15 protein-coding genes are annotated in these 16,386 nt (G+C 70.6%); 8 read left to right on the forward strand and 7 right to left on the reverse strand.

Annotated elements, in window-relative coordinates:
* Positions 1-76: 76 nt before the first annotated feature.
* Complete coding sequence (locus DFJ67_RS11830; RefSeq protein WP_116067928.1) at positions 77-2,596, forward strand: ATP-binding protein; 2,520 nt, start codon at positions 77-79, stop codon at positions 2,594-2,596.
* 243 nt (positions 2,597-2,839) lie between these two features.
* Here DFJ67_RS11830 and DFJ67_RS11835 read toward each other — a convergent pair whose 3' ends face one another.
* Entirely contained in the window at positions 2,840-3,430 is a 591-nt protein-coding gene (locus DFJ67_RS11835) for a MarR family winged helix-turn-helix transcriptional regulator (protein ID WP_116067929.1), read from the reverse strand.
* 77 nt (positions 3,431-3,507) lie between these two features.
* Between DFJ67_RS11835 and DFJ67_RS11840 the strand changes: the two genes are divergently transcribed.
* Both DFJ67_RS11840 and DFJ67_RS11845 read left to right on the forward strand, forming a co-directional pair.
* On the forward strand, positions 3,508-4,092 hold the full coding sequence (locus DFJ67_RS11840) for a YceI family protein (RefSeq protein ID WP_116067930.1): 585 nt from the start codon (positions 3,508-3,510) through the stop codon (positions 4,090-4,092).
* 192 nt (positions 4,093-4,284) lie between these two features.
* Entirely contained in the window at positions 4,285-5,763 is a 1,479-nt protein-coding gene (locus DFJ67_RS11845; protein WP_116067931.1) for a glutamate-cysteine ligase family protein, read from the forward strand.
* Between the two features lie 48 nt (positions 5,764-5,811).
* Here DFJ67_RS11845 and DFJ67_RS11850 read toward each other — a convergent pair whose 3' ends face one another.
* Positions 5,812-7,020, reverse strand: a complete 1,209-nt coding sequence (locus tag DFJ67_RS11850; RefSeq protein WP_239097053.1) for a hypothetical protein — start codon at positions 7,018-7,020, stop codon at positions 5,812-5,814.
* Between the two features lie 132 nt (positions 7,021-7,152).
* On the opposite strand from DFJ67_RS11850, the gene DFJ67_RS11855 reads away from it, so the two are divergent.
* The gene (locus tag DFJ67_RS11855) at positions 7,153-8,202 is read left to right on the forward strand and encodes a PASTA domain-containing protein (RefSeq protein ID WP_116067932.1); all 1,050 of its coding nucleotides are present in this window, start codon (positions 7,153-7,155) and stop codon (positions 8,200-8,202) included.
* Positions 8,203-8,206: 4 nt separating this feature from the next.
* Here DFJ67_RS11855 and DFJ67_RS11860 read toward each other — a convergent pair whose 3' ends face one another.
* Positions 8,207-9,412 carry a hypothetical protein gene (locus DFJ67_RS11860; protein WP_170215811.1) on the reverse strand — a complete coding sequence of 402 codons (1,206 nt, stop codon included), beginning with the start codon at positions 9,410-9,412 and terminating at the stop codon, positions 8,207-8,209.
* A gap of 107 nt (positions 9,413-9,519) precedes the next feature.
* Positions 9,520-9,804: a hypothetical protein gene (locus DFJ67_RS11870; protein ID WP_308442491.1), complete on the reverse strand. Its 285-nt coding sequence runs from the start codon at positions 9,802-9,804 to the stop codon at positions 9,520-9,522.
* Positions 9,805-10,142: 338 nt separating this feature from the next.
* Between DFJ67_RS11870 and DFJ67_RS11875 the strand changes: the two genes are divergently transcribed.
* The 3 genes from DFJ67_RS11875 (at position 10,143) to DFJ67_RS11885 (ending at position 11,812) form a co-directional block, all read left to right on the forward strand.
* The gene (locus DFJ67_RS11875; RefSeq protein ID WP_116067935.1) at positions 10,143-11,024 is read left to right on the forward strand and encodes a helix-turn-helix domain-containing protein; all 882 of its coding nucleotides are present in this window, start codon (positions 10,143-10,145) and stop codon (positions 11,022-11,024) included.
* Entirely contained in the window at positions 10,988-11,212 is a 225-nt protein-coding gene (locus DFJ67_RS11880) for a DUF397 domain-containing protein (RefSeq protein ID WP_089255717.1), read from the forward strand. The genes DFJ67_RS11875 and DFJ67_RS11880 overlap by 37 nt, the downstream gene beginning before the upstream one ends.
* Before the next feature lie 201 nt (positions 11,213-11,413).
* Positions 11,414-11,812, forward strand: coding sequence for a hypothetical protein (locus DFJ67_RS11885; RefSeq protein ID WP_409362895.1), 399 nt, complete (start codon positions 11,414-11,416; stop codon positions 11,810-11,812).
* Here DFJ67_RS11885 and DFJ67_RS11890 read toward each other — a convergent pair.
* Positions 11,780-12,364, reverse strand: a complete 585-nt coding sequence (locus tag DFJ67_RS11890) for a hypothetical protein (protein WP_116067937.1) — start codon at positions 12,362-12,364, stop codon at positions 11,780-11,782. The two genes, DFJ67_RS11885 and DFJ67_RS11890, sit on opposite strands and share 33 nt — an antisense overlap.
* 213 nt (positions 12,365-12,577) lie before the next feature.
* On the opposite strand from DFJ67_RS11890, the gene DFJ67_RS11895 reads away from it, so the two are divergent.
* On the forward strand, positions 12,578-14,452 hold the full coding sequence (locus DFJ67_RS11895; RefSeq protein WP_116067938.1) for a S8 family peptidase: 1,875 nt from the start codon (positions 12,578-12,580) through the stop codon (positions 14,450-14,452).
* 16 nt (positions 14,453-14,468) lie between these two features.
* Here DFJ67_RS11895 and DFJ67_RS11900 read toward each other — a convergent pair whose 3' ends face one another.
* Together DFJ67_RS11900 and DFJ67_RS11905 are read right to left on the reverse strand one after the other, a co-directional pair.
* Positions 14,469-15,275, reverse strand: a complete 807-nt coding sequence (locus DFJ67_RS11900) for a WecB/TagA/CpsF family glycosyltransferase (RefSeq protein WP_409362952.1) — start codon at positions 15,273-15,275, stop codon at positions 14,469-14,471.
* Entirely contained in the window at positions 15,272-16,345 is a 1,074-nt protein-coding gene (locus DFJ67_RS11905) for an NAD-dependent epimerase/dehydratase family protein (protein WP_116067939.1), read from the reverse strand. Before DFJ67_RS11905 ends, DFJ67_RS11900 begins: the two co-directional genes overlap by 4 nt.
* Positions 16,346-16,386: the final 41 nt, after the last annotated feature.

Raw genomic sequence — 16,386 nt, forward strand, 5'->3', positions numbered from 1 at the left:
GGAATCGGGCGTTCACCGGTCAGTGACGCGACGTTGTGCTCCCGGGGCGGCGTTGACCTGCGTACCCTTCCAGCCCATGACCGCGGATCACGCTGCTGACCAGGGATTCGACGCCCTGCTCAAAGCGCGCCGCCGCGACGCCGGATTAACGCAGAGCGAGCTCGCCAACCGGGCCGGGATTGGCGTCCGGACCGTTCGCGATCTCGAGCGCGGGCGGGCGTCCCGGCCACAGCGGACGACCGTCGACCTGCTGGCGACCGCGCTGCACCTCAGCGGCGCCGCGCGCACCGAGTTTCTGGCGGTGGCCCGCGGCGCGCCGACCGCACCGGCGCCCGACCCGGTTCCCTCGCTGACACCCCTCGCCTCGGCCGCGGCCAGCCGGGGGCGTGGGCTTCCGCCGCCCGGCCCGCTGGTCGGCCGCGACCTCGACGTCGCCGAGGTCGCGCTCACCCTGCTGCGCGGCGACGGCCTGGTCACCCTCGTCGGGCTGGCCGGCGTCGGCAAGACCAGCGTGGCGCTGTCGGTCATCGAACGGGTCAAGGAACGCCACCCGGGCGGCGTCGCCGGCATCCTGATCACCGAGGGCTCGACCGAGAGCGACGTGCTGACCGCCGCCGCGACCGTGTTGGGCGTCGCCCGCGCCGACGAGTTGGCCGACCGGCTCGCCGGCGCGCCGAGCCTGCTGCTGGTCGACGCCGTCGAGCGGGCGCCGGGTGCGGTCGCCGAGGCGCTGCACCGGCTGGTCGCCGTGGCGCCGTCACTGCGCATCCTGGCCACCGGCCGGCACCCGGTCGGGCTGCCTGGCGAACGCGTCTGGCCGGTCGTGCCGCTCGAGGTGCCGCCGACCGACGACCTCGACCTGTCGGCGGTGTCCAAATATCCCGCGGTCGCGCTGTTCCTCGACCGGTTGCGCCGGGTCCGCCGCGACCCACTGGAGCCCGGCGAGGTCGGCGCGCTGGTCCGGCTGGTCCGCCGGCTGGGCGGGCTGCCGCTGGCCATCGAGCTCGCCGCGGCCCGCGGCCGGGTGCTCGACATGAACCAGATCCTCGACCGCTACGGGCACCGGCTGCTCGACCTGGCCGGCCCGGAGACGGCGCCGGGAAGTGCCTACCAGGCGATCGCCGTCAGCCTGCGCGACGCGGTCGCGGCCAGCTACCGGCTGCTCGAGCCGGAGGAGCAGGTCGCCGTGCGGCGCTTGTCGCCGTTCCGCAACCGCTGGTCGGTCGAGCTCGGCGAGGCCATGCTGGCCGACACGGCCGCGCCGGGCATCGCGCTCGACGGCGACCCGGTGCCGCTGCTCGACCGGCTCGTCGCGCTCGGCCTGCTCGGCATGCGCGGCGCCGGCTCGATGCGGTTCCGGCTGCTCGACGTGGTCCGCGACTACGCCGAGGAGCAGGCCGCGGCCGAGGGTGAGCTGACCGCGATCCGGCGCCGGCACGCGCAGGTGATGGCCCGGTTCGCCGCCCGGGTGGCGCCAGAGTTGGCCGGTGGCCGGCTGGCCGGTGCGGTGGCCCGGCTCGACGAGGTGACCAGCGACCTGTGGGCGGCGCTGGCCCACTCGGCGATCGACGACCCGCACACCGCGCTGCTGCTGGCCGCCAACCTGCCGCGCTGGTGGCGGTTCCGGGGCCGCGACGCTGCCGGTCGGCAGTGGCTGCGCCGGCTGCTCGACGACCCGCGCACGGCGGATGCCGATCCGGTGCTGCGGGCCTGGGCCCAGCTCGGCGTGGCCCAACTCGCCGCCGAGCACAGCGCCGGCCCGCTCGAGTTGCCGGCGGCCGAGGAGGCGTTGGCGACCTTCCGCGAGCAGGGCGACGTGTCCGGCGAGTTGGCCGCGCGCAACCAACTCTCGGGGCTGTGGATGTCGACGGGCGGCTACGACGAGGCGCGCCGGCACGGTGCGGCGGCGTTGGCGCTGGCGACCCGCACCGGGCGCACCCGCGACATGGCGGTCGCGCAGAGCAACCTGGCCTGGCACGAGATCCGGGGTGGCGAGCTGGCCGCGGCGCGGCGACGGATGGCCGCGGTCGACCGGCTGGCCGCCCAGTGCGGCGATGACCGGCTGCGCGCCCTGGCGCTGGCCAACGTGGCCGAGGTCAACCGCCTCGACGGGCGCTACGAAGACGCGGTGAAGATGGGCCGGCGCGCGATCGCCGCCCTGGAGCGGCTCGGCGACCCGGGGCACCGGGCCCGGGTGCTCGGCACGATCGGGCTGGCGCTCGCCCTGGCCGACCGCTTCGACGACGCGTTCGCGGTGCTGACCCAACTTCGGTCCACGGCGTCCGGCACTGACGTGGGCGAGGCGCCGGCCAGCGACGTGCAGGGTCCGAGCGCGATGATCGAGGCGACGCTGGCCGCCAAGCGCGGTGACCGGGTGCTCGCGGCGGAATGGTTCGGGGTCGCGGTGCAGGCCTACGCCGGCGGGCGCGACCTGCGCGACGTCGCCGAGGCGCTGGTCGGGCTGGCGTCGGTGACCGACGAAGAGGAGACCCGCGGAGCGGTGGTCGAGCGGCTCGACGCGGTCTGCAAAGAAGGCGGGATCACGCTGCTGGCCACGGAGCGAAGCCGGGCCGAAGGACAAGACAGCCGGCGCTGACCGCCCTCCCACTCAGTCAGCACCGGCTGCCTTCCACCCCCGCTCGACGCGGACCAGCCCGCCCCCCGACGGACTATCTATAACGTCCGCGCCGCGCCCCCCGTGGCGCTCGCGCTTTGTCCCCGTTGCGTGTGTTGCTGGTGAGTACCGTATCGGTGGCCGCGCGCTCGGCGTACCAAATGTGGCTTTTGGCGATAAGAGGTTATCGGTTCTGCCGGTCTTTCTGCCGGTGACCGATTAGGCCTATCGAGCGCTGAGGGTTTCCGGCTCGTCGGCCTCGGCGTCGGGGTCGGTGTCGGGCTCGTTGTCGGGGTCGTCGGGGTCGCACACCCCGCCCCGCTCGGGAACGCCGGCGGTGGCGCAGGGGTTGACCGCGTCGCGCACCCGGCGCAGCAGGCTCAGGAGCTGGTCGAGCTCGGCCGGGGTGAGCTGGCCGGTGAACCACTCCTCGATCAGCGCCAGGTGGCCCGGCAGGGTATCGGTGAGCTTCGTCATGCCGGCGTTGGTGACGCCCGCGTAGGAGCTGCGCCGATCGGTGGGGCAGGCGCGGCGCCGGAGCAGGCCGTCGCGCTCCATCCGGTCGACCACCCGGGTGACGCCACTGGTCGACAGCGAGGTTTGGGCGGCGAGGTCGGTCATGCGTAGTTCGTGACCGGGGGAGCGGGCGAGCCGCATCAGGACCTCGAACTCAACGGGGGACAGCTTCTGCCCCGCGAACTGCGCGGCGAAGCGCGCCGAGAGCCCGATGAAGGTCTCGGAGAGCAGCCCGATCGCGGTGATGCGGGGATCGTCTAACAGCTCAGCCACGAGATTGAGTGTACCAGTCCTTGACATGCGGAATATTGCGAGAGATATAGTTGCTCAATCAAGCGTTGAGTTCGTCCCGACAACCGCTGAAGGGTTCTTCTCCGATGAGCGACACCGTCACCAACAACACCCGCGTCTGGAACGGCCTGACCATCCCCACCGCGGGCTCGTACGACCTGGACGCCGCGCACAAGCTGGTCGGCTTCACCGCGCGCCACATGATGGTCGCCAAGGTACGCGGTCACTTCGACGAGGCATCTGCCACGATCACCGTCGGCGAGAACCCGCTGGAGTCGTCCGTCACCGCGACGATCAAGACCGCCAGCATCACCACCGGTGTCGCGGACCGTGACGCCCACCTCCGCAGCCCCGACTTCCTCAAGACCGAGGAGTTTCCGACCATCGAGTTCCAGAGCATCGGTGGCGTCAAGGAGGTCAACGGCAACGAGTTCGTGCTCCCCGGCGAGCTCACGATCCGCGGCGTGACCCGCAAGGTCGACCTGAAGGTCGAGTTCGAGGGCGCCGGCCGAAACCCTTACGGCATGGACATTTTCGGCTTCTCGGCACACACCGAGATCGACCGTGAGGACTTCGGCCTGACCTGGAACGTCAACCTGGAGACCGGTGGCGTTCTGGTGGGCAAGAAGGTGCGCATCGAGCTCGAGGGCGAGGCCGTTCGTCAGGCCTGATTTACCCCTCTTTCCAGGGCCCCGGCAGCTGATCCAAGCTGCCGGGGCCCTGGCGTATGGTGGACTGAACGCTTTGATCCGCTTACAAAGGGTGATAAGTATTTGGTTTGTCCCTGGCCGAGCGCCCCTCGCGCTCCTACCGTGAAGGGTCCACCGCCAGTCATACGGGGCCGTGCGCCGGGGAGGGCACACATGGGCAAGGATGTGTCGCCGCTTGGTTTCTCCCGCGAAGATCGCGTCCGTTATCGCCAGAAAGTCCGGCGATGTCTCGATGTCTTCGCGTTGATGCTCGACGACTTCGAGTTCGACGCCGAGCGGCCGACGACGGGTCTCGAGATCGAGCTCAACCTGGTCGACAAAGACGCCGAGCCAGCCATGCGCAACGCGGAGATCCTCGCCAACCTCGCGGATCCGACCTTCCAGACCGAGCTCGGTCAGTTCAACCTCGAGCTCAACGCCCGTCCCCGCATGATCGAGGGCGACGGCTTCGCCGATTACCAGCACGACATCCAGGCCAGCCTCGGGCGCGCGGAAGACCGGGCCAACAAGGCCGACGCGACCATCGTGCTGATCGGCATCCTGCCCACGCTCACCCCGCGCCACCTGGTGCTCGGCAACCTCTCCAGCAACGAGCGCTATTGGGCACTCAACGAGCAGATCGTCGACGCCCGCGGCGAAGACATCGGGCTCGACATCCGCGGTGTCGAACGGTTGCAGACCTTCACCGACTCGATCGCGCCGGAGTCGGCGTGCACCAGCGTGCAGTTCCACCTTCAGGTCTCGCCAGACGCCTTCGCCAGCTATTGGAACGCCGCGCAGTCGATCGCCGGCATCCAGGTCGGCATCGGCGCCAACTCCCCTTATCTCTATGGGAAGCAGCTCTGGGCGGAGACCCGGATCGCGCTGTTCGAGCAGGCCACCGACACCCGGCCCGATGAGCTGAAATCGCAAGGTGTACGCCCGCGGGTCTGGTTCGGCGAACGATGGATCACGTCCATCTTCGACTTGTTCGAGGAGAACGTGCGCTATTTCCCGCCGTTGCTGCCCATCACCGACGACGAGGACCCGGTCGAGGTCCTACACAACGGCGGCGTGCCACATCTGGGCGAGTTGCGGCTGCACAACGGCACGATCTACCGCTGGAACCGCCCGGTCTACGACGTCACCAACGGCCGCCCGCACCTGCGGGTGGAAAACCGCGTGCTTCCGGCCGGCCCGACGGTGGTCGACATGCTGGCCAACGCGGCGTTCTACTTCGGACTCGTCCGCGACCTGGCCGAGGCCGACCGTCCGATTTGGAGCCAGCTGCCGTTCACGAAGGCGGAGGAGAACTTCCACGCCGCGGCCCGGCGCGGGCTGGACGCCCGGGTCTACTGGCCACGGCACGGCGAAGTCCGGATCGCCGACCTGGTGCCCGACGTGCTGCTGCCGCGGGCGGCCGCCGGCCTTGACCGGTTCGGCGTCGCACCCCGCTTCCGCGACCAATTGCTCGGCATCATCGGCGAACGCTGCCGCACGGGCCAAAACGGCGCGGCCTGGCAGACCGCGATGGTGCGGGTGGCCGAACACAAGCGCGGCATGGACCGGACCACCGCCCTGCACCACATGCTCACCCGGTATGGCGAGCTACAACGCACCAACGACCCCGTGCACACCTGGCCGATCGACTAAGGACGGTCGTCTCGCCGCGGTGGCTTTCTGACCCGCGGCTGGTGCCGTTTACTTGCTGCGGCGGCCGAAGCGGCGGGGCTTGCGCTCCGGATCGGCCGGCGGCTCGGGGTCGCCAGGTGCGGTGCCTTCGGGCCACAGGGGCGTTGCGACGGAGGTGCGGGTGGTCGCCGACTCGCTGCTGTCGCTCGCGCTGCCTCGCGCGCCGTAGCCGTGCTCGTCGGACTCGCCGTAGCCGTGCTCGTCGGCCTCGCCGTAGGCCCGGTCGGTGGATGCCGCGGTCGTCGTGGTGGTCGCGTAGCGGGTTGTCTCGCCGTCGCCGAAGGGGTCGTCCGCGGCTTTTTCGCCGCGTTGGGCCGGGACGGTGACGCCGGTGGCGAGGCGGTCGGCGCGTTGCGCCAGCGAGGTGACCAGCACGGAGCCGGCCAGTCCGGCCAGGACCGCGTAGGGCGCCAGCAGGTGAGCGGAGACCTGCTCGGGCCGGATGCCGGACAGCCGCGGGGCGGCCAGGAAGTAGGCAGCGGCCACGACGAGCGGGCCGGCGATGCCGGAGACCGCGGCACCGACGCGGTGCAGCGGGTCGCGCGCCGGGCCCCGGGCGACCAGAGCGCCGATGACGAAGGCCGCGCCCAGCGACAGGGCCGCGCCGGGCCAGTAAAGGTAGTCGCGGAACCACAAGGCCTCGCCACCGCCGGTGATCTGCCAGACGCCGAGTTGGGCCGGGGCCTGGTCACCACCGGAGATCACGCCCTCGCTGACCGAGACGACCGAGAGCAGCCAGAGCCAACCGACCGTGGCGATGACGTTGACCGCAGCGGCGCGTGACGACAGGGTCCAGATCGCGACGACGATGCCCAGCAGGACACCGATCACCGCGTAGCCCGCGGCAATGGTCTGCGGCGAGAACGTGTCGGCCCGGACGGCGGCGCGGGCCGGAACGGCCACCAGGGCGACCGTGACCAACGCACCGACGGCGGCGGCGATGACCAGCGAGACCCGACCGAGCAGCGCGGCGGCGGGCGGCTCGCCCTCGTCGTCGGCCAGGCGTTGCGCGCCGATCGCACCGGCGACGGTGGATGTCGCGGCGATCCACGCGGCCCACGCCAGGCTCGCCGCCCAGGCCGCTTCGCCGGCCCGGTCGGATGCCGGCAACCAGGTGATGATGCCCAGGCCGTAGCCGAGACCGAGCTGCGCGGCGCCCGCGCACGCGGCAATACCGATCGCCGCGGCGATCGATCCTCCCCAGCCTCGTACGGCCATGCCGGGCAGCGTAGCGTCCGGCCGCACCGCGGGCGAGACTGCTATCCACAACCGTTGTGGTCGCGAGAAGCGGGTTTCAGCCCAGCAGGCTAGGGTCGGTGCCGGATCTTCCCGGCGTAGAAAGGGATCGTGATGGCCGACCAGCCCGAGGACCCGCGCCCAAAGCGCGGTGCCGGCTCGGACGACCCTGGCCAGCCGGCTCCCAACGACCCGATCCGCGACGCCGAGGCCGCGTCGGATCGCACCCGGCCGCTCGACCAAACGGCGCCGTTCGATCCGATCCGGGATGACGAGGCCGAGGCGGATCGGACTCAGGCGTTGCCCGACGGCGCCGGTCGGCCGCTTGACCAGACCGCGCCGTTCGACCCGATTCGCGACGACGAGGATGACGACGCGTCGGACGCGGCCGCGGAGACCCAGCGGCTGCCGGACGATCCTGACCGCACCGCGCGCATTGACCGGGCGGCCGACGATCGCACCACGCAGATCTCGGCGGCCGACCGCACTACCCGGATCCAGCGCTCGGGCCCGGGCAACGGCGACGATCGCACCACCCGGATCCAGCAACAATCGGGTCCGCGCAACGCCACCCCGCCCAACGATCGGGCCTGGGCCGGGCGCGCCGGCATCCCGCAGCCCGGCGGTCCGGGCGGGCCACCCGATGACGGCCCGCCGCGCGATGACTGGCAGCCGGGCGACGGCGGCGGACGGCGCTGGTGGATGCCGATCCTGGTCGGGATCATCGCGCTGATCCTGCTCGGCGTGCTGGCCTTCGGCCTGTGGCTGATCCTGCGCGGCGACGGCGGGACGCCGGCGCCGACGGCCACCAGCTCCGCGCCGGCACCAACCACGGCGGCGCCGACGACCGTGGCACCCACGACAAGCTCGCCGTCGCCCACCGCCACCACCCCGGCTGCCGTCGAGGTGCCGGTGGTCGAGGGGCGCAGCGTGCTGGATGCCGGACAGCTTCTGTCCGACGCCGGGTTGCCGGCGCGACTGAACTACGTCGCGTCCGACGAGCCGGCCGGCACCGTGGTCGGCTCCGACCCGGACGCCGGCACCGAGGTCCCACCCGGCACGACGGTCACGCTCGAGGTCTCGCTGGGCCCGACGACCGCACCGACCACCCCGCCGGCGACCCCGACACCAACCACCTCGCCGTTGGTCCCGCCCGGGCCCTAGGTTCTCACCAGCCCCGGCGGCGGCTGAGGACAATCGCGATGCCGACCGCGGAAACGACCATGCCGCCAAGGCCGGAGTAGATCAGTGGTGGGCCGTAGGCGGCCCCACCCGATCCGCCCGAACCGCCGGCGGCCGCGCCCGCGCCCGGCGTCGGGTGTGCCGAAGGGCGGTCCGGGAAGAGTTCGTCGAGCCCGCGGGTGTCGGCCGGTGACGGCGTAGCCGTGCGGCGCTTGTTCTGGTACTTCGGCGTCCGCTCACCCGGCGCGGGGCGCGGCGCGACCCCGTTGCCGGTTGGCGGCGGCGGTGGCGGTGGCGCGGGAGCGACGGTCGGCTGCACCGGAGCCGCCGGCGGAGCCGGGGTCGGCTCGGTGGGCACAGCGTTGTCCGGTGCTTCTTGCTCGTCGTCGGGCGCTTCCTGGTCCGGGTCGGGGTCGTCGGGCCAGTCCCCGTCGGGGTCGAAGGGCTCCTCCGCCACCGTTTGCCCGGCGCCGACCCACCCGGCCGTGGGCTGCCCACCCGGCCGCGGCGGCAGCGGTTGCAGGTATTGCCACAGCGGCCTCGGCACCGCCGCTGGCCCCTGGTTCTCCGTGGCGACCAGGCCCGACTGCCCGGTCGCGCCGGGTACCCCGGCCACGCTGGCGATTTCGGGAACGACAGCGATCCCAGGCACGCTGGCGGCCCCGGAGTCACCGACGATCCGGGCCGCGCCGGCCAGCCCTGGCACGCCAGCCAGCCCCGGCACGCCAGCGGCGTCGGGCACGCCAGCGATCCCGGCGACGTCCGCGATTCCGCGCGCGGCAGCGATCCCGGCCACGCCCGTAATTCGTGGCATGCTCGCGATCCTGCCGACGCCAGCGTCGGGCACGTCGGCAATCGCAAGCATGCCGGCGCTCCTGGCTACGCCGGCGATCTGGGCCACGCCAGCGGCCTCGGGCAGCCCGGCCAGCGCGGGCGAGCCGGATCCCCCGGCCACGCCGGCCAGCGCGAGCGTGGCGGATCGCCCGGCCACGCCGGCATGCGCGGGCGTGCGGGAACTCCCGGCCAGGCCGGGGGTCGCGTTCGCGCGAGGCAGCGCCGCGGGCTCGGTGAGCGGGGCGCCACGGGTCGCCAGGGCGACGCCGGGTAGGGCGACGCCGCCGACGACGAGCGCGGCGGCCGCGAGATACACCGGGACACAGCGGATCAGCGGTCGCGCCGGTGGCTTGACCATGGGTGACCCCCAGGAATAGGGGTCCTGGTCACGCCGTGGAGGAACATTTCGGTGGGTATGTCGAGTCTAGAGCCGGGAGGGCCGCGACATGCGTGGAACGCGGTCGGTTAGCCCGCGCGAGCCGCGACCGGCATCGCCGGGGCGCCCAGGCGGCGGGGTGCTGCCCTTAGGTCGTTTGGCGAGCGGAGCTGCCTTAAGCCGTTGACCTGCACGAAGATCGAGCGTCGCTCTACCGCGTCGCCGGCCGCGTTGAGCTCGTATCCGTCGAGCCAGACCCAGCCGTCGTAGGTGGGCCAGTCGTGAACGCGGATTACGCGGAAGAGAAGAGGGTCGATGAACTGGACGCTCGCCGCGCGAGTCACGTGCAGCACGTCACCGGAGCGAGGAAGCACATCTACTCCTGTTCCGAAGCCGAATGATCGGGACAACTCAGAAAAGGACCGTCGGGGAGAACTGATCTTTCAGAAACGCTGAGTAACCCGTGGCATACGTAGAGAGTGCACCAACAACATGATCAATGCAAGTTGCACTTTGGTAGTGCTTTCGTGGCCTCTTGTGGCCGCTATGGTCCTTGATGTCCGACCGATTAGGACGTCAGACTGAAGCCGCATCAACTCAAGCGACCGTAGCAATACGCGAAGCTCGCCGCATTAGTCCGATTTGGCCCTGTTCTCTGCGGCGGGTGCGGACGCTAAACGACGTCTTTCCGCACCTGTCCGGAGGTGACCCGGTGACCGAACGCCGGAGCCCGACCATCCGTCGCCGGCGACTCGGCGCTGAGTTGCGCCGCCGTCGCGAGGCTGCCGGTGTCACCATCGACGGCGTCGCTGAGCGGCTGGAATGCTCCGCGTCGAAGATCTCACGGATCGAGACCGGCCACACCTCCGCGACGCCGCGCGACGTGCGCGACATGCTCGCCATCTATGGGATCACCGGCCCCGAGTGCGAAGAGCTCGTCCAGATCTCCCGCGAAGCCCGCCAAAAGGGTTGGTGGCACCCATATGGTGCGGTGCTCGCCGGCGCCTATGTAGGACTGGAAGCGGCAGCGCATTCCATCCGCGCGTACGAGCAGCAAGCCGTTCCTGGGCTCCTGCAGACGGAGGACTATGCGAAGGCGATGATCCGCGCGGCCCGGCCAGACTTCACGGCCGAGGATGTAGACCGTCGGGTGAGTGTCCGACGGGCTCGTCAGTCGTTATTAAAAGAGGACGACCCGATCGACCTCTGGTTCGTCCTGGATGAGGCTGTGGTGAGCCGGCCTGTTGGCGGTGACGTCGTCATGCGGGCCCAACTCGAAAGGCTTGTTAAAGCGGCGGATCTCCCCAACGTAACCCTGCAGATACTGCCCTTCGAGGCCGGCGCACACGCCGGCATGGACGGCACCTTCGCCATTCTGGAGTTCCCGGAGCCGAGTGACCCCGAAGTGGTCTACGCGGAGAACGCCACCGGGGGCCTCTTCATCGAGAAGAGCGACGAGTTGCGGAAGTACGTCTTCATCTTCGACCACATCCGTGCGGCCGCGCTCCGCCCCGAGGAGTCGGTTGCCTACATTGCCAAGCTAGCTAAGGAGCCACTGTGGAAGGCGAGACCAAGGGGTTTCATGTCGATCTGACCGGCGCGGTCTGGCAGAAGAGCACGCGTAGCGGGCCCAACTGCGACAACTGCGTCGAGGTCGCCTTCGTTCCGGACGCGGTTGCCGTGCGCGACTCGAAGAACCCCACCGGACCGGCCTTGCTGTTCACCATCGACGAGTGGGACGCGTTCGTCGGCGGCGCCAAGGACGGCGAGTTCGACCTGTAGTAAACCCAGAACCCACCAGGCGTCCTCCAGCCCCGGAGGGCGCCTGGTTTCTGCTCGAAGGCGATCAGGGCCAGACCAGGAATAGAGCGGGACCAGAACTGTCACCGCGCCGGGTCGTTGTACCAGAAGACACGGCAAATGCCAGGTCAACCCGCCGAGCGGGTTAGTCCGAACGAGCAGGCAGGCGACAGACGAATGACCATGCCCGACAACCTCGGAAACGGTTCGGCGACGCAGGAGCGCTTCGCTGGGCCCTACCGCAAGACCAGGCGCGAGGCGTCCCTGACCATCGAGGCGCCGGCTGAGCGCGACCCCGAGCGGGTCGTCCGTCAGGGTATGCCGGCCGATCTCAACAACAACGCGGCGCAGGAGCGGCCCGCGCTCCAGGCGATCGAAGCGGGCTACCCGACGCCGCAGTGGATCAACGGCGATATCCCGGGCGACGCGCTGATCGCCGACCACCCGCTGCTGCGCGGGCTGCTGCTGGAACTCCCGCCGAAGGGGAGCATCCCGACGGCGGGTTGGCTGGACCGCTGGTTCGAAGCGGCTCGCTCCATTCTGGAACTGCTATACCTGCAGGACTCCAACCGGCCGCGTTAGGCGCTCGGGCCGGGCGACGGCACCCTCGGCGAGACGGCTGTGGCGCAGCGCGTCGCGTACGCCGATGCCGGTGACCACCAGCCCGGCGGCGGTCAACACCACACCAAGCACCGCGGGCACGGTCAGCGCGACCAGGCCGGCGGCGGCCAGCACGGCCGCGACGCCCGCCAGCGCGGTGACCTGGATCGGCAGGGCAAGTAGGGGATGCGCGGCCGCGGCGCGCAGGCCCGGAGGCGCGGGAGTGTGCGGCGCCGTCGCGAACGCGGCGGCCCCGCGCCGCACCCGGCCGAGCCGGCGGAGGGAAACAAAACCGACGGCGAGCGCGGGTGCCGCGAACGGCAACACCGCTGGGACCAGGTCGCCGTAGCCCAGCAGACCGGCCAGACCGATCCCGGCCAGCACCGCGACCAGGCCACCTGTCAGCAGTTGCAGGCGCGTGGCCCGCTTGCGCAGCACGGCCGCGGTGGTGGCGCGCGGCAGCAGGTCGGCGAGGGCGGCCGCGGCGAGCGCGGCGGCCGCGATGGCGGCGGTCAGTGCCAGTGAGGTCCCCATGCATCGATCCTCACCGACGGGCGTGGCGGACACATCCGGGCCGGCCCCCGGCCCGACCCGCAGAAGTATCCCGTAGGGGCCATCCCGCCGTGATATAGAAAATTCGACATCTGTTTACTTCGCCCCACTGCGCATAACCTCACCATCGATCGGTGAACGCCGATATCCCGCCACGAGCGGGAGGCGGTCCGCCGATCGGAGGGGAGGAGGGAGATGAGTCTCCCGCGCAAGTTCGTCCTGGTCGGGGTCGGTGCCCTGACCGCGTTCGCGTTCGCCGCACCCGCGGCGGCCGCCGAACCGTCCGGAACAGTGCTGAGTGCCGGCGGCGACACCGCCGTGGCCGACAGCTACATCGTGGTGTTCAAGAACACCACGGTGGCCAAGGCGTCGGTCGACGGCAACGCGTCGACGCTGGCCAGCCGGCACGGCGGCAAGGTGATCCGCACCTACCGCAGCGCGTTGCGTGGCTTCGAGTTGCAGGCCACCGCGGCGCAGGCCAAGCGGGTCGCGGCCAACCCGAATGTGGCCTATGTCGAGCAGAACCACACCGTGCACGCGTTCGGCACGCAGACCAACCCGCCGTCGTGGGGCCTGGACCGCATCGATCAGCGCAACCTGCCGCTGAACCAGTCCTACACCTACCCGAACACGGCGTCGAACGTGCACGCCTACATCATCGACACCGGCATCCGGACCACTCACCAGCAGTTCGGTGGGCGGGCGGTCAGCGGATTCGACGCGGTCGACGGCGGTGCGGCCGACGACTGCAACGGCCACGGCACGCACGTCTCCGGCACGGTCGGCGGCTCGGCGTACGGCGTGGCCAAGGGTGTGCAGTTGGTTGCCGTCCGGGTGCTCAACTGTCAGGGCAGCGGCACCAACGCACAGGTGGTCGGCGGCATCGACTGGGTCACCGCCAACGCGATCAAGCCCGCCGTGGCCAACATGAGCCTCGGCGGCGGCGCCAACACCGCGATCGACAACGCCGTCAACAGCGCCATCAACTCGGGCGTCACGTTCGCGATCGCGGCCGGCAACGGCAACACCCTCGGTGTGCGGCAGAACGCCTGCAACTACTCGCCCGCCCGGGTGCCCAACGCGATCACCGTCGGTGCCACCCAGAACAACGACGCGGCTGCCTCGTTCTCCAACTTCGGCACCTGCGTCGACATCCTGGCCCCCGGCGTGAACATCACCTCGTCCTGGTCGACCAACGACACCGCGACCAACACCATCAGCGGTACGTCGATGGCGACGCCGCACGTCGCCGGGGCGGCCGCCCTGGTGCTGTCGGCCAACCCGACCTGGAGCAACCAGCAGGTCCGGGACTACCTGGTCAACAACTCGACACCCAACGTGGTGACCAACCCGGGCACCGGCACCCCCAACCGGCTGCTCTTCGTGGTCAACGACGGCACACCGCCGGCCAACGACTTCGGCGTCTCGGTCGCACCGACCGCCGGCTCGGTCGCGCCCGGTGGTTCCGCCACCGCCACGGTCTCCACCAGCACCACCTCGGGCTCGGCCCAGTCGGTGTCACTGGCTGCCAGTGGGCTGCCGTCCGGTGCGACGGCCAGCTTCAGCCCGGCGAGCGTCACCTCCGGCGGCTCGTCGACCCTGACGATCGCCACCTCGGCATCGACCCCGCCGGGTAACTACCCGGTGAGCGTCAACGGCACGGGCGCGTCGGGCACCCGCTCGGCGACCTACACGCTGACCGTGACCGGCGGCACCGGCGGCAGTTGCTCCGGCACCAACGGCACCGACGTGAACATCCCGGACGCGGGCGCGGCGGTGGTCAGCACGATCAGCATCAACGGCTGCAACCGCAACGCGTCGACCGCGTCGACGGCGGCCGTCAACATCGTCCACACCTGGCGCGGTGACCTGGTCGTCGACCTGGTCGCGCCGGACGGCTCGGCCTACCGGTTGAAGAACAGCAGCGGTAGCGACAGCGCCGACAACGTCAACGCCACCTACACCGTCAACCTCGGCAGCGAGGCGGCCAACGGCACCTGGTCACTGCGGGTGCAGGACGTCGCCCGGCTGGACACCGGCTACATCAACACCTGGACCCTGACCCTCTGAGGCTGAGCGACAGAGGTCAGATCGGGAACTCGGTGAGCGGCTCCGTCGCCGGTGGCGGCGGGGTCGCTTTCCATAGGCCGGTCTTCTGTGCCAGCAACCGGGCCACGTAGGCCGGGTTGAGGATCACGTAGCGGCGCCACAGCCGCCGCGGCTCGAGGCCGAGCCGCCAGAGCCACTCGAGCCCGCGCTTCTGCATCCACGGCGGCGGCTTGCGGAGCAGGCCGGCGTGATAGTCGAACGCGGCACCGACGGCCAGTTGCGGCATGTCGAGCAACGGGCGCATGGCGTACGCGAAGATCTCCTGCCGTGGGCAGCCGAGCCCGACCAGCAGCACCCGGGCGCCGGAGGCCCGGATCCGGTCGGCGATCTCCACGGCCTCGCCGGGCCGGGCGGTGCGAAACTTCGACTGCTCGTAGCCGGCCAGCTTGAGCGCCGGGAACATCTTCTCCAGCGCCGGCACCAGGCGGCCGAGCGTCTCGTCGGTGGAGCCGTAGAGGTAGACCGGCAGCCCTTCGGCGGCGCACCGGGCCAGCACCCGCAGCGTCAGCGTCGGCCCGTAGACCCGGTCGGTGAGGGCGGTGCCGTGCAGCAGGTTGAGGCCCCAGCGCACCGGCTGACCGTCGGGGGTGACCACGTCGAAGGAGTTGAGGCGGGCGTTGTGTGCCGGGTCGAGCACGCCGGTCATCACGCCGTGCACGGCGAGCGCCGTCAGCGCGAGCGACTGCCGCTCGTGCGCCGCCTCGATCACCTTGGCGGTCGCCGTCTCGTAGTCGACGGCGTCGACGAGCACACCGAGGACGCTGTGCCGGCCCCGGTCGATCACGACCCCGGCACCCAGCGGTCGACGTTGGCGGCGTGGATCTCGCGCAGGATCATCGGCACGTCGTAGGTCTGCTGCCAGTCGGGGTAGTGCTCCTGGAAGCGGGCCATGCTGCTGATCCACCACTGGTGGTCGCCCATCCGGGCCTGCTCGACGTAGTTGATCTTCGCCTCGTGCCCGGAGATCTCCTGGGCCAGGGCGAACGCCTCGATGTGTGAGGTGTTGGAGTGCCGGCCGCCGCCCAGGTTGTAGATCTGCCCGGAGCGGGGAGCGCGGAAGAAGGCCTCGAACGCGGTCAGCACGTCGTGTGAGTGGATCGCGTCGCGGACCATCTTGCCCTTGTAGCCGTAGAGGTTGTAGGTGCGACCTTCCATCACGCAGCGCATCACGTAGCCGAGGAAGCCGTGCAACTCGGCCGCGGAGTGCGCCGGGCCGGTCAGCGTGCCGCCCCGGAACGCCGCGGTCTTCATGCCGAAGTAGCGGCCGTATTCCTGGACCATCACGTCGCCGGCGACCTTGCTCACGCCGAAGATCGAGTGCATCGAGTCGTCGATCGACATGTCCTCGGTCACGCCACCCGCGTAGGGGTGGTCGGGCGCGATTTCATAACGAGTTTCCTGCTCGATCAGCGGCAGGCTGTTGGGCCGGTCGCCGTAGACCTTGTTGGTCGAGCAGAAGATGAACGGCGCGTCGATCGAGTGCTGGCGAGTGTTCTCCAACACGTTGAGGGTGCCGACGGCGTTGACGTCGAAGTCGGTGAACGGCTCCTTGGCGGCCCAGTCGTGCGAGGGCTGGCCCGCGGTGTGGATCACCACCGCGATGTCGGAGCCGTATTTCTTGAAGATCTGCTCGAGCCCGGCCCGGTCGCGGATGTCGGTCTCGTAGTGCGTGTAAGCGGAGCCGAGCTCGCTGCCGAGCTGCTCGACGCTCCACGCCGTCGACCCGTCGTCGCCATAGAAATAGCGCCGCATGTCGTTGTCGATGCCCACGACGTCGAGGCCGAGGCCGGCGAAGTGCCGGGTGGCCTCCGAGCCGATCAAGCCTCCGGAACCGGTCACCAACGCGACGGACACGCAACTACTCCTGGTGCTGCTCGGCGATAAAAACCACCGGA

The organism is Asanoa ferruginea (genome assembly GCF_003387075.1).
In the GTDB taxonomy this organism is placed as follows: domain Bacteria; phylum Actinomycetota; class Actinomycetes; order Mycobacteriales; family Micromonosporaceae; genus Asanoa; species Asanoa ferruginea.